Origin of the sequence: Psychrobacter immobilis, assembly GCF_904846065.1 — a bacterium.
GTDB classification, from domain to species: Bacteria; Pseudomonadota; Gammaproteobacteria; order Pseudomonadales; family Moraxellaceae; genus Psychrobacter; species Psychrobacter immobilis_H.
Genome location: NZ_CAJGZV010000001.1, coordinates 179,849 through 193,068, shown reverse-complemented (window position 1 = coordinate 193,068; position 13,220 = coordinate 179,849). Strand labels below are relative to the sequence as shown.

The window sequence follows — 13,220 nt, the reverse complement described above, 5'->3', positions numbered from 1 at the left end:
TACTTTATATTTGCATTCAATTTTATTTTTAGTGAATAACTTAAGCTTATCTAATAATCATTTATAAGTGTGCCAATTCCGCACTGAGTGGCAGATGATCAGACAGTGTCGACCATGGTTTGCCCGTATGCACCCAAGCATTTTTCACTCTTAGATTACGCACATAAATACGATCTAAGCTCAGCACAGGAAGCTTGGCTGGGAAAGTTGGCAGCAGTTTGCCATGACAATGCTTGAAAGCTTCGGTCATACCCAAGCTAGTAGCTAGCTTATCACAAGACATTTTTTTCCAATCATTAAAATCTCCTGCCAAAATCAGTGGTTGATCAGGTGCAATCTCATTACGAACATAGTTGGCAATGGCTTCATATTGCTTGATGCGATCACGCTCAAACAAATTTAGGTGTGCACACAGTACAACCACTGGTACATCCCATCCAACTGGTTGTACTTCGCAGTGCAAGACGCCACGCTGCTCAAGCTTATTAACGGTGATATTGACGTTATGCTTAGGATCCAATGGAAAACGGCTCAATACCGCATTGCCATGATGACCATTTTCATACTCTGAGTTTTTACCATAGCTATTTTGCAGCTGTAAATACTCACCAAACCATTCATGTTGCGATTGGTCAGGATATTCGTTGTACTGCATATTGCGCTTAAGATTCTGACCTTGCACTTCTTGGAGACATAGTACATCAGAGCCAATGATATCAAGGGCTTGGGCGATACCTTGTATTTTAACTTGGCGATTCATCGGCGACATGCCTTTATGAATGTTATAGCTGGTTAGCACAAAAGAGGTTGTGGTAGTCATAGAATTAGTCATCATACTTAAAATAAATGGAACATTGGCTATCTCGCCACACTGATTGCAAGTGACGCCTAAATACTGATTTTTGAGGAGCTGATAGCGCTGATTGCTGTAGTAATTTTTCATCAACCTTATAGTCGCCACCATAATAACCAGTAGCATCAACTGGCTGGTCTGTCTTGGCGTTACAAATTGCAGAGTTACCACGGACAGCAAATTTTTGCTGCCCTTCGTACATGATTACTTTCATCTCATCATAACTTACGTCACCACGGCAACCGAGATAATAAGGCACACTCACTTCGACAACACCGTTATTATTAATATCAGTCACTACGGCGGTGTTTTTAGCGAATTCTGCGATTACATCTAACCCATCGCAGGGTACATAGTCATATATTTGCCATACACGTAAAGCCTCTTGTTCATCTATAACATATAAATGCGTGAAGACCTCTCCTGCTGGCTCGTCAGGGCTATTGGTTGAATTGAAACGCTGTAATTGAACCAAATACTGTTCTCCTACTGTGCCAATCCAAGAACGAATAGCAACAATATCTTTGGTCTTTAGCCTCATTTTATTTTTTTTAGAGTCTATTTGATAATAGTTTTGAATAGAAGGCGGCAATTGACCCCATGATAGATGGCTCACAGATATATTATTCATATCTGTCTCTGCCATACTGAGACTGGAGCTAAAGGCTATCATTACTGTGACGCTAAATAGCATAAGAGTATTTGGTATGTTATTTCGCATCATTTAACAACCTAAGGCAATCAAGTATAAGTTTTAGATAAAGGATTAATATATCATCAATGTAAAAAGAGCATTGATTCTTATCGAACCAATGCTCCCATATTATACCTATCTTCTATCAATGGCGAATTCGCAAAGGATTGTCATCACTAGGCACTATCTAGCTAGCAATTAATAGCCACTATCTATCAACTAATAGCGTGTCACCAAAGCAATTGGCTGATCTTCGCCCATAATATCTTGTGGCATAAATACTGCTTCGCCACCATTATGAATGACATGCTCAATGATTTCGCCAATGGCATCATCAGTAACGCCTTCTGAAGCCGCATCATCTGCAAGACTCAAAGTCTGTGCCTTTTCATCAATTTTGGCCGATTGTATATAACCACGACGGACATAAAGTGTCTCGCCTGCACCTTGGAAGGCACTGCGGTAGACTTCTTGTAGATCTGTTTGTAACATATTGGCACCGCGTGCTTTATCAATCTCACCCATGGCAGCTTGATGCAGTGATGTACGATAGCCTTCCACCGCCTCTTGCACACTATTGATAATATGCTGAGCACTACCATCTTCTAGATTGGTCGCATTTGACACTGTGGCAATGATATTGTCTGGACGATCACAAACTTCTTTATAGTAGCCGATATTTTTAGCATCGCCAACTACGACCAAAGGCATTTTGTGCTCACCCCACAACTCTTGTACGCTTTTATCCACCTGATTAAAAAACTCTTTTAGATAGCTGCTTTCATTATTAGATGAGCGATCTGAGCCACCGTCGCCTGTCGTATACAAACCATTGTTTTCAATAGGAAATGGAATATTATCCATGTTTTTTTGCAGGTCGTCGTCCTTATCGAACTCTCTCACTACGCGATCATTAGACGCTTCAATCAAGCGGGCATTATCACGAGTGAGCACCAAGGTGTAATAATGGACCGCGCTTGCCATATCACGCACCAAATCTCGAGTCGCAAAACGATGTGAAATCACCACACGCTCCGTGGTGTCAATCGGCATACGGATAACTTGCACATCCTCAGTACTAGCAAAAATAGCTAAGGTATCAAGATTTAAGTTGTGATTTAGCTCTTTGGTCTTATCATGAATCTTATCAAGTATTGTAGTCGCTGTGCGCTTATCGTATTCGTTGGTTAAGCGTTCTTCAGCCACTTTTAATTGGTTCTTCAGGGCAATGGGATCTTGATCATTAGCAGGATGCTCGCGATGAGTCTTAACAAAGATACTAACCGCAGGGTTGGCTTTGGTTTCACGTAAACTTTTGAGAGTCGCTTTCATTTATTGCTCCTTGTTTTATTATCATTTACTTTTAACATTGTGATTTTTAATATGAATCAACTGATTCATAGTTTTTGCTATCAATAGCGCTTAATCTTTTTATTCCATTGCCTTGATGCTAGCAGTCAAACCTCACTCGCTGTAGGGTTAATTTGCAAGCAAATGATAGCGCTTTGTAAGTAGAACACTCTGTATTGTTCTAAAAGACTGACTGATCCCTTTTAAACCCCTTAAATATCCACTATCTTCTCGATTCACTTTCTTTATAGTCAATGATTAGGTTGTATTTTCGTCAAACGAACCCATCTTTTATATAGCTTATCGATAAGACAGCAAAAAAGAAAAATAACACAACGCTAATGATGTTCTAGATGTCACGGCAAGCCAATCTCTTATATAAAGCGACGTTTACTCAATAATAATTCATTCACTACGATCAGATATCGGATACTTTTATGAAAACCCTTCCTACAGATTTACGCCTTGTCGATTTTGACAACGTTTCGCCAAGTACATTACAAAGCCATGTCATCAGTGCAATCGATGCAGCCAATACATTTTTAGATGAGATGAGCGCAGATACTGATAGCCATAACAGCGCTGCTAATATCAGTGCTGAGCAAGCGCTGGCTGATATTATGACTTTTGATCATATTAATCTGGCATTGGATCGCAGTTGGGGTATTTTATCGCACCTGAATAGCGTCATGAGCAATGATGACATTCGTCATGTCCATCATGAGCTACTACCCACATTATCTGCTTATGGCACACGAGTGGGACAGCACCAGCCGCTATTTAATCGTTATCAAATTATCGTCAATGACACAGCATTTTTTGCTACGCTTGAGCCTGCACGAGCGCGGGCTATTGAGCTTGCGCTACGCAGTTTTGAGCTGTCAGGTGTCGCATTACCAAAAAATGAACAAGAAAATTTTGCGGCTATTCAAAGTGAGCTTTCTACCTTATCAGCGACCTTTTCAGATAACGTATTGGATGCCACCCAAGCTTATGCCTTACCGCTGCAGCAAGAGCAATTGGCAGGTCTAACCGAAAGTGGACTGGCGCTACTCGCAGATGTTGGCGAACAGTATAAAGCGCGCGCGCTTGCCAACGGTACGCTCACGCAAGTAGAAGTCGATGCGTTACCAAGTTCTTATTACGTGGCAAGCTTAAACATTCCTGTTTATCTTGCCATCATGACCCATGCGGATGACCGCGAACTGCGCGAGATCCTATACCGCGCTTATGTTACCCGTGCTTCTGAGTTTGATGCGCATACCAATGCCAAAGGTGAGTCGCTAAACAACGCCGATATCATGAGTCAAATCCTGCAATTACGTGAGCAAAAAGCCAAGCTATTAGGTTTTGGCAATTATGCAGAAGTCTCACTATCGACTAAAATGGCAGATAACGTGGCAGAAGTAGAAACCTTTTTACGGAGTTTGGCCACGCAAGCAACTCCAGCGGCTAAGCAAGACTTAGCTCAGTTGCAAAAGTATGCGCAGGATTACGGTATTGAGGAGTTACAGGCGTGGGACAGTGCGTATATCGCCGAAAAAGTAAAGCAAAGTGAATTTAGTTTATCGCAAGAAGAAATACGCCCATATTTTCCACTGCCAAAAGTAATTGGCGGGTTATTTGCCATCGTTGAGCGTCTATACGGTATCAAAGTCCAAGAGCAAACGGCATTCGTATCACGCTGGCACGATGATGTTAGCTTTTATCAGTTGTTTGATGCTGATGATAACGTGCTTGGTGGTTTTTACTTTGACTTATTTGCTCGTAGTGGTAAACGCGGCGGCGCGTGGATGAGTGGTTTTCAGTCGCGTTATAGTTATGATGAAAAAAATCATCAGCAATTGCCCGTCTGCTTTATGGTGGGCAACTTTACCCCTGCCCTCGATGGCAAACCAAGTCTATTGACTCACGATGAGGTACTGACGCTATTCCATGAGTTTGGTCATGGTCTCCATCATTTATTAACCCAAGTGACGGTCGGTGATGTCGCTGGGGTCAATGGCGTTGAATGGGATGCGGTCGAGCTGCCCAGTCAGTTTATGGAAAACTGGGCATGGGATGCCGAAGGTATTGCGCTGATTAGCAGCCACGTCGAAACGGGTGTGCCATTACCAAAAGACAAACTTGCAGCGTTATTGGCGGTGAAGAATTTCCAAAGTGGCATGCAAACCCTACGTCAAATCGAATTCGCACTGTTTGACTTATTGATTCATGCGCATACGCCAGCACTTGATTATGACGGTATATTAGCCACGCTAAATACCGTTCGAGACGACATTGCTATCATGCAGACACCTGACTACAACCGTTTTGCCAACGGCTTTAGTCATATCTTTGCAGGCGGCTATGCAGCAGGTTATTACTCGTATAAATGGGCAGAGTTGCTATCGGCAGATGCCTTTAGCAAGTTTGAAGAAGAAGGTATTTTTAACCCTGTCACTGGTAAAGCCTTCCGTGAGACTATCCTATCAGTCGGTGGTAGCTTCCCTGCCAAGACCAACTTTGAAAATTTCCGTGGTCGCAGTGCCAGTATCGATGCGTTGTTACGTCATAGCGGTTTTGCTGATACTAAAAAAGGCAGTGCTGCTGCTAATACGTCAACAACACATGGAATGATTTAAATGCGCTATCAATCAACGCGACCAAAGCGGCAGTTTTTATCTGGTGTTCGCTGCCCTAAGTGTCAAGCGATGGATGCGGTGGTACAAATCAACGTCGTCACTCCAGAACCTGATGAGTATATTGAATGCACATTATGTGGACATAGCGAACATCGCCCTGACCCTGATGCCATCAGTGCCAAAAACCATGCTGAAGATCAGCTTATACGTGATGCTATGGCTACTGGTACCAGCGGCACAGTAAAATTCAAACCTTAAATATTAAGCGTTAAGTCTTAATAGCTACCAGCCTATCTAGCAATAGATAGGCTTTTTATTTTGAGTTTGCTATAGTATGGCTACTTATATTTCTAACATAAATCGACTATAGTATGAAAAGCCAAAAAATGCGTCGTCTGTCAACCAGGTCACTGAAAAAAAAGCCCAGTAAGTCACGCCAGAAATGGTTGTCAATTATTATATTAGCGGCATTACTGATTGGCTACTTGGTCTGGAAAAACAATTCGATAGACACTAATACTGCGCCTATCGAAAGTACACCACCGACGACTGAACCAGATAGCGCTACTCAATTAGATGCTACGCCTTTAGGTAATAATGACAATAGTTCAAACAATAGTGACTTAACGTTAAATACTGATGAGACAAACACAGTCAATCAAATACCTAATGCTGATGCGATCTTAAATGCGGCTTTGCCAGAAACAGATAGTCTTGCTAAAGAAGAAATAGATCGCTTAGCAGATGAAAAACAGCGCTTCGCTGAACAAAAAAAACTCGCTGCTGAACAGCTGGTCATGAATAAGCAATTGACGACAATGAAGGCTGAGCAAATCGCCCTACTTGAACAACAAATAGCGCAATTAGAAGCCGAGACAAACGGCGACAAACAGTAGCTCATTATTTATACTTTTATCAAGGGGCTGACAATGGCGACTTTGCAACTTACCCACGCCCCTATCTTAAATAGTAGCGCGCAGCTGCTTATTCTACCAGTCAATACTGCAGGGATTCTTTTAGATCCTGTTCTCACAAAAGCTAAGATTTTATTTGCTGATAATTATCAACGTTACTATCGTGCATGCCGTGATGGCAGTTTACGTGTAGGTAGTTGCTTACTGCAGAAACGCATGCTTGAGCAAGCTGGTTTAAGTATCAGCAGTAATGGTAATCAGCCCAGTTATATCGCTAATCTTGTGGTATCAAATCATCCTTACCACCCCACACGGTCACAATGGTTAATTGCCGCGTTGAATGATTTATCTGAGCAGCTTATCCCGCTTATACGTTATCAAGGTATTCGTAGAATTGCCCTACTGGCACGTCCCCTTATTCATAACCACTTACGAAATGAGACAGCCAACGTTTCTAACGCAGCCAATTTAGCAAACACAGGCTCACTTGCGTTAGACTGGCACGCTGATATCTTACCGTTACTCTTACAGCACCTACAAGACTTGCCTAAAGTTCGAATCGATATTCATCTTCCTAAAGACTTTAATATAGACTAACCACTTTGATATAGACCAGTTACTTTAATAAGATACTCTACTGCAAATAAGATTTTACACCCATAAAAAAACCGCCTTAAGCACTCATGACGAGAGACTTAAAGCGGTTTTTATATGTTGACTACATTAGATATCGATTAGCTTTGCTCGATACCTTTCATAGTCAATTTAATACGACCACGGTTATCGACGTCTTGGACGAAGACTTTAACGATCTGACCTTCTTTTAGATAGTCAGAAACATTCTCAACGCGCTCTTCAGCAATTTGTGAGATGTGTACCAAGCCATCAGTGTTTGGCAAGACATTAATAAACGCGCCAAAATCAACGATACGAGCAACCGTACCTTCATAAGTTTTGCCCACTTCAACTTCTGCCGTCAACGCTTCGATTCTACCGATAGCTGCTTTAGTTGCCGCTTTGTTCTCACCAAAGATACGAATCGTGCCACCATCATCGATATCGATAACGGCGCCAGTCTCTTCAGTTAGCTGACGGATCATCGCGCCACCTTTACCGATGACATCACGGATTTTATCAGGATTGATTTCGATAACCGCATAGTTAGGTGCATGAGCATTGATTTCAGTACGGCTCTCAGGCAATACTTTATTCATCGCGTCTAGGATGTGGATACGACCCGCATGGGCTTGCTTAAGCGCTTGCTCCATGATATCAGGGGTAATACCTTCGATTTTGATGTCCATCTGCAGCGCAGTAATACCGTTTTTAGAACCGGCTACTTTAAAGTCCATATCGCCTAGATGATCTTCATCACCTAAGATGTCAGACAATACGGCAAAGCGCTCGCCTTCTTTTACTAGACCCATCGCGATACCAGCAACCGGTGCTTTGATTGGTACGCCAGCATCCATCAATGCCAAGCTTGCACCGCAAACAGACGCCATAGAAGATGAACCGTTTGACTCGGTAATCTCTGATACCACACGGATGACATACGGGAAGCGTTCGCTATCTGGTAGCATCGCTTGTACACCGCGACGTGCTAAACGGCCATGACCGATTTCACGACGTTTTGGAATACCTTCACGACCTGTTTCACCAACTGAGAAATGCGGGAAGTTGTAATGTAGCATGAAATGGTCACGAATCGTGCCACCTAGTGAGTCAATCATGTTGACATCACGGCTGTTACCAAGCGTGGTCGTAACCAATGCTTGCGTTTCACCGCGTGTGAACAATGCTGAACCATGCGTGTATGGCAATACACCAACTTGTACGTCAAGGGCACGAACAGTCTCAAGATCACGACCATCAATACGCGGCTTGCCTGACAAGATGTTGTCACGAACCGTACGATATTTAAGATCGTTATAAATTTCTTTAAGCTCAGATACTGTATCAGCGTAAGTTTCTGACTCAGCATCACCAGCAAGTGCATCGATAATTGATTGCTTGATTTCATCAAGCTTAGTATAACGAGCTTGCTTATCAGTAATCGTATAAGCGTCAGCAACTTGCTCACCAAACTGCTCTTTCATGCTGCTAGTAAGCGCTTGATCACGCTCAGGGGCAGTATACTGCTGCTTAGCAGTACCAATTTCTTCTGCCATTGAAGCAATGTTATCAATAACGATTTGCTGTTGCTGATGACCATATAGTACCGCGCCTAGCATCTGATCTTCTGACAGCTCTGCTGCTTCAGATTCAACCATTAGTACCGCAGACTTCGTACCAGCCACAACCAAGTCAAGATCGCTCTCTTTAAGCTGCTCAATCGTTGGGTTCAGGATGTACTCGCCGTTGATAAAGCCAACACGAGCAGCTGCGACTGGACCATTGAATGGCGCATCAGAGATGGCCAATGCTGCTGAGGCACCGATTAAGGCTGCGATATCTGCAGACTGAGTCTTATCTGATGAAACAACCGTTGCCGTAATTTGAATTTCGTTAACATAACCTTCAGGGAATAGCGGACGAATCGGGCGGTCAATCAAGCGTGAGGTTAGGGTTTCGAACTCGCTTGCACGACCTTCACGTTTGCCATAGGCACCTGGGATTTTGCCCGCTGCATACATTTTTTCTTGATAGTTGACCGTTAGCGGAAAGAAGTTTTGACCTTCTTTAGCCTCTGACTTTACCACTGCTGCGACAAGTACCGTAACGCCGCCCATATGTACTAAGATAGAGTTTGCTTGACGAGCAATACGACCTGTCTCGATCACAACCTGTTGGTTGCCATACTGAAATTCACGCTTAATGGTGTTAAACATTGTCATATAATCTTCCTAATGTTGACTGACGAAAGTAATATCAGCATTATAAAAAGCTGATATTTTTCATTAAAATTCTGTGTATGTGACTACTAGTGTATATGACTAATAATTGACAGTCTTTCTCTCAGAAATCATCTCAACCAGTGCCAATAACATTACCTAGTTATTCCATATGCCTATCGGTGCTAGACATCGTACTATTGTGTATATTTGGTCATTCAATTTTGGCTTTACTATAAATACTATCAAAAAGACCTTAAGTCAAAAGACTTCGGTGCTAAAAACCCTATAGGCTATTTTTCTGCGCTTTTGAGAGTCAGGTATTAGCGCAGCTAGCTATTCTATAAGCTAAGAAACGGGTATTTTATAAATAGTCACCATATATGTAGTAGATATACTATCAAACTCACAAGGCATTATTTTACAGTGATTTATAGCCATTGACCAATGAATTGCGGAACACAGCAATTATCGATAGAAAACACTTAGCTCTAGGCTCTAGTATTACTATTTTTACGAAAACTTCTATTACCTACTTTGAATTGGTCTTTGTAACCAATGCTATCCAAAGTCAATCTTGAAAATGAATAAGCATAAAAAAACGGCGTGAAACTATTCCACACCGTTTTTAGAAAAATCTATTTTATCGATAGCAACAAGCAAGTTCCAAGCGAATCAGAAAAAATTCTAAAATAGCACCATATGATGGCTTCTTTTATCTTAGCATCCACTCGTACTATTGTCGTTAGATTAACGACGTAGACCTAACTGGCTGATAAGCGTGGTGTAACGACCAAGATCTTTACCTTTTAGGTAATCAAGCAATTTACGACGCGTGTTAACCATACGGATAAGACCGCGACGGCTATGATGGTCAGCTTTATGTGCTTTAAAATGGTTCTGCAAATCGTTGATACGAGCACTCAATAGAGCTACTTGAACTTCTGGAGAACCAGTGTCATTTTCGCCACGTTGGTATTGAGCAATGATTTGTTCGCGATCGGTATTAGTTAGCATAAATATCTCCGGCAATGCTAAAAGCTTTAAGACATTCTCGAATTTGAGTAAAATCTAAAGCAGTAGAATAGTAAATAAAATAGCCTGCACGTCATTCAGGACAACCCTGCATTACTAGAGTTGACCTAGTGTACGACAAGCTAATGAGTCATAACGACCATTTAGAATAAGCTGCGATGAGAGACCACTTAATATAACTATCCGTTTTGGACAGCCTATGAAGCACGATGTCTTATCTCAACCTAATGTAAATGTGACGGTGATTATAACAAAAAACTGCTGAACTAGCAGCAGTTTTTCATAATACTTGTAAAGTCAGATTTATTTTTTATAGTTAAATCATCCGTCAATAGGCAATAGAATTTGCTTATTTCTTGACGTCATCTTCCGTCGCGTTACCGCCTAGTTCATCATCTTCAAGCGGTGCAGCTGTGGTAACTTCTGCTAAACTATCAGGAGTAGCATGCTCGCTAGGATTGATGTCTTCTGCAAGCCTTTCAATCTCTTTTTCTTGCTCATCCATGTTATTCAATGAATTACTCATATTAGCTCCTGAATTATTATTTTTTGAAGTAGCTGCTTTATACTTTTTACATTGAAATGCAAATGTCATCAGTGATATTGAGGTGATAAGCAAATATATCAGTGTCACCCTATTATGGATAACACTTTACATACTCTACTTGTCTTCTTTAGCATTTCCTAGGTTGTCAGCAATACGCTCTGCTGCGGCTTCACTATCTTCAGTATGATTGTTCTCAGTTTGGCTTTTAAGTGCTGCAGTTGCTGACTCAGAACGTTGTTGCTCAAGCTTGGTATCGTTTGGGTTAGAGTTTGACATAATGTTTTCCTCAGTTACGGTTGTGGATGTTTAAGAAATATAAGTTGTGAATGTTTAAGAAATATAAATAATTGATTATTCAGTAAATGGGTAGAAAAATTAAGATAATGCCTTATCAATAGCATCAACGAAATTGCTGATATCATCTGGATTACGTGAGGTAATCAAATTACCATCTACCTGTACTGTTTGATCTACAAATTTTGCACCAGCGTTTTCTAAATCTATCTGCAGCGTATGATAAGCAGTGAGCGTTTTACCTTTGGCAATACCTGTATTGATAAGTGCCCAAGGAGCATGGCAAATGACAGCTAATGGCTTGCCTGCATCATTGATAGCATTGATAATACTATGAGCCTCTTCATTGCCACGAATCGTATCCGCATTGACAGTACCACCTGGTAGCACCAACGCATCATAATCAGAAATGCTTGCGTCTTTTGCAAAAATATCAGCAATAAAGGTGTCGCCTTTGTCTACATCTTGCTGCATGGCTTGCACTTCTTTTTCTTTATTTGTGGTTATAAGAAGTGTCTTGTAACCTTTATCTTTGAGTTGATTATTAACCTCTTCGTATTCTGCTTGCTCGAAGTTATTGTGTAGTAAAAAAGCGATGGTTTTCATGATATTCCTTTTTTCGTTATGAGTAATTTTCTTTTAGTTGTTTTATTATTCATACTTTATTTTTATGAGTCGTTGTTATTATTGGCCGTATAGTCTTCCTCTGACCCATCTTGTTCCTATTAAACATTCTCTTTCGAACCTAGTTTTTATTTTTGATATATGACTTTTTATCTTATTATTTTTTATGTTCTTATTGTTAGAGTCTTAGTTCGATTTATTTTTCTATCCAGACTTCCTATCCGGTAGATCTAAAGTACAAAAAAAACAGGTTCCACCATAGGTGAAACCTGCAATAAAATGTGAGGATATGTGATTAGTGTAAACTATTAGTAAGCTAAATCGTGTTTAAACGAGGGTTATATAAGAACCGTAACATTAACGCTGGATTAATTTTTTAGGCTGCAATCTACCGTTGAGACTTACGGCACCCAATCCAAGAAAATGCCCTTGCTGATTTATCAAACGAATATCAGCTGGAATCTCATGGATCAAGGGTTGTTGGTCATCGTCACTACTAACCATATCACTATCTAGTTGAATATCGTTGTTTTCTGACACAGACGACTGATGGCTAATACTAGTTGAAATATAGTCGCGCAGACTGTCTGTCAGCTGCTCAAATACATTCAAACGTTGACCCATGTGTATACGCTCACACTGCTCAACCGTCAACACCATCTCAGCTTCAATATTAATGCAAGCATCTACCGGCATCAATTGCTCTTGCCTGTTATCGAACACTAATGCTTCTAAGTCTGGCAAAGTAATCGCATCATTGATTTTAAAATCACCAACCTGCGTACGGCGTAATGCAGTCAAATGCCCTAATGTACCCATCGCTTTGGCGATGTCTTCACCGAGTACACGCACATAAGTACCTTTAGTACAGGTCACTGTCAATTGAATTTTCTCATGATCAAGCGCTTTTAAATCAATGGCCTTGATTACAATATCTCTAGGCGCTCGTTCTACCTCGATTCCCGCACGAGCATACTCATAGAGTTTTTTGCCATCTTTTTTTAGTGCAGAATACATCGGTGGTATCTGCTGCTGAGCACCTAAAAACTGCTGGGCGACTTTGTCTAAAAGGACATGATCAAATTTTGGAATGGGTGCTTGTGCAACGATTTGACCATCGGCATCACCCGTATCAGTTTGACCACCAAGTAGAATAGTTGCTTGATAAGATTTATCTGCATCTAGCTGATAATGACTAAATTTCGTCGCTTCACCCATACAAATCGGCAATAGACCGGTTGCCATTGGATCAAGTGTCCCTGTGTGCCCCGCTTTTTTACTGTCATGATTTGGCGACTTAAAAAGATACTTCACCTTTGACACCACTTGCTGTGAAGTCATACCTTTAGGTTTATCAACTAAAATAACACCCGAGACTTTAATCTTGTTAGAGTGATTACTAGACTTTTTATCCGCTTGCGTAGATGCGATAGACATAACGACTTTTACCC

13 protein-coding genes are annotated in these 13,220 nt (G+C 41.2%); 4 read left to right on the top strand and 9 right to left on the bottom strand.

Features of this window, described 5'->3' with window-relative positions:
- Positions 1-61: 61 nt before the first annotated feature.
- The 3 genes from JMW64_RS00840 to JMW64_RS00830 form a co-directional block, all read right to left on the bottom strand.
- Positions 62-820, bottom strand: coding sequence for an endonuclease/exonuclease/phosphatase family protein (locus JMW64_RS00840; protein ID WP_045443058.1), 759 nt, complete (start codon positions 818-820; stop codon positions 62-64).
- A 4-nt stretch (positions 821-824) separates the two neighbouring features.
- Positions 825-1,484: a M949_RS01915 family surface polysaccharide biosynthesis protein gene (locus JMW64_RS00835; RefSeq protein ID WP_201552326.1), complete on the bottom strand. Its 660-nt coding sequence runs from the start codon at positions 1,482-1,484 to the stop codon at positions 825-827.
- 282 nt (positions 1,485-1,766) lie between these two features.
- Positions 1,767-2,879: an AOC03_06830 family ribosome hibernation factor gene (locus JMW64_RS00830; RefSeq protein WP_045454884.1), complete on the bottom strand. Its 1,113-nt coding sequence runs from the start codon at positions 2,877-2,879 to the stop codon at positions 1,767-1,769.
- Between the two features lie 455 nt (positions 2,880-3,334).
- Here JMW64_RS00830 and JMW64_RS00825 point away from each other — a divergent pair, with 455 nt between their 5' ends.
- From JMW64_RS00825 to JMW64_RS00810, 4 genes are all read left to right on the top strand, one after another.
- Positions 3,335-5,521, top strand: coding sequence for a M3 family metallopeptidase (locus tag JMW64_RS00825; RefSeq protein ID WP_201552324.1), 2,187 nt, complete (start codon positions 3,335-3,337; stop codon positions 5,519-5,521).
- The gene (locus JMW64_RS00820; RefSeq protein WP_055123691.1) at positions 5,522-5,779 is read left to right on the top strand and encodes a YheV family putative zinc ribbon protein; all 258 of its coding nucleotides are present in this window, start codon (positions 5,522-5,524) and stop codon (positions 5,777-5,779) included. It abuts the gene before it with no gap.
- Positions 5,780-5,892: 113 nt separating this feature from the next.
- Complete coding sequence (locus tag JMW64_RS00815) at positions 5,893-6,417, top strand: hypothetical protein (RefSeq protein WP_109590584.1); 525 nt, start codon at positions 5,893-5,895, stop codon at positions 6,415-6,417.
- Positions 6,418-6,450: 33 nt separating this feature from the next.
- A complete protein-coding gene (locus JMW64_RS00810; RefSeq protein WP_109590582.1) occupies positions 6,451-7,032 on the top strand; it encodes a hypothetical protein in 582 nt (193 codons plus the stop codon).
- A gap of 137 nt (positions 7,033-7,169) precedes the next feature.
- On the opposite strand, the gene pnp is transcribed toward JMW64_RS00810, so the two are convergent.
- From pnp to truB, 6 genes are all read right to left on the bottom strand, one after another.
- Positions 7,170-9,272: a polyribonucleotide nucleotidyltransferase gene (pnp, locus tag JMW64_RS00805; RefSeq protein ID WP_109590580.1), complete on the bottom strand. Its 2,103-nt coding sequence runs from the start codon at positions 9,270-9,272 to the stop codon at positions 7,170-7,172.
- Between the two features lie 747 nt (positions 9,273-10,019).
- Complete coding sequence (rpsO, locus tag JMW64_RS00800; protein ID WP_045443035.1) at positions 10,020-10,286, bottom strand: 30S ribosomal protein S15; 267 nt, start codon at positions 10,284-10,286, stop codon at positions 10,020-10,022.
- 367 nt (positions 10,287-10,653) lie between these two features.
- A complete protein-coding gene (locus JMW64_RS00795; protein ID WP_170108275.1) occupies positions 10,654-10,830 on the bottom strand; it encodes a hypothetical protein in 177 nt (58 codons plus the stop codon).
- A gap of 135 nt (positions 10,831-10,965) precedes the next feature.
- Positions 10,966-11,127, bottom strand: a complete 162-nt coding sequence (locus tag JMW64_RS00790) for a hypothetical protein (RefSeq protein WP_201552322.1) — start codon at positions 11,125-11,127, stop codon at positions 10,966-10,968.
- A gap of 99 nt (positions 11,128-11,226) precedes the next feature.
- Positions 11,227-11,751: a type 1 glutamine amidotransferase domain-containing protein gene (locus JMW64_RS00785; protein WP_045454877.1), complete on the bottom strand. Its 525-nt coding sequence runs from the start codon at positions 11,749-11,751 to the stop codon at positions 11,227-11,229.
- Between the two features lie 375 nt (positions 11,752-12,126).
- Positions 12,127-13,206, bottom strand: a complete 1,080-nt coding sequence (truB, locus tag JMW64_RS00780; RefSeq protein ID WP_109590576.1) for a tRNA pseudouridine(55) synthase TruB — start codon at positions 13,204-13,206, stop codon at positions 12,127-12,129.
- Positions 13,207-13,220 lie beyond the last annotated feature (14 nt).

Bases quoted from the DNA above. Each gene is read 5' to 3' on its own strand.
- JMW64_RS00815 (WP_109590584.1), top strand. From the start codon at position 5,893: ATGAAAAGCCAAAAAATGCGTCGTCTGTCAACCAGGTCACTGAAAAAA.
- JMW64_RS00810 (WP_109590582.1), top strand. From the start codon at position 6,451: ATGGCGACTTTGCAACTTACCCACGCCCCTATCTTAAATAGTAGCGCG.
- truB (WP_109590576.1), bottom strand. From the start codon at position 13,206: ATGTCTATCGCATCTACGCAAGCGGATAAAAAGTCTAGTAATCACTCT.
- JMW64_RS00825 (WP_201552324.1), top strand. From the start codon at position 3,335: ATGAAAACCCTTCCTACAGATTTACGCCTTGTCGATTTTGACAACGTT.
- JMW64_RS00795 (WP_170108275.1), bottom strand. From the start codon at position 10,830: ATGAGTAATTCATTGAATAACATGGATGAGCAAGAAAAAGAGATTGAA.
- JMW64_RS00830 (WP_045454884.1), bottom strand. From the start codon at position 2,879: ATGAAAGCGACTCTCAAAAGTTTACGTGAAACCAAAGCCAACCCTGCG.
- JMW64_RS00790 (WP_201552322.1), bottom strand. From the start codon at position 11,127: ATGTCAAACTCTAACCCAAACGATACCAAGCTTGAGCAACAACGTTCT.
- rpsO (WP_045443035.1), bottom strand. From the start codon at position 10,286: ATGCTAACTAATACCGATCGCGAACAAATCATTGCTCAATACCAACGT.
- JMW64_RS00835 (WP_201552326.1), bottom strand. From the start codon at position 1,484: ATGAATAATATATCTGTGAGCCATCTATCATGGGGTCAATTGCCGCCT.
- pnp (WP_109590580.1), bottom strand. From the start codon at position 9,272: ATGACAATGTTTAACACCATTAAGCGTGAATTTCAGTATGGCAACCAA.
- JMW64_RS00820 (WP_055123691.1), top strand. From the start codon at position 5,522: ATGCGCTATCAATCAACGCGACCAAAGCGGCAGTTTTTATCTGGTGTT.
- JMW64_RS00785 (WP_045454877.1), bottom strand. From the start codon at position 11,751: ATGAAAACCATCGCTTTTTTACTACACAATAACTTCGAGCAAGCAGAA.
- JMW64_RS00840 (WP_045443058.1), bottom strand. From the start codon at position 820: ATGACTACCACAACCTCTTTTGTGCTAACCAGCTATAACATTCATAAA.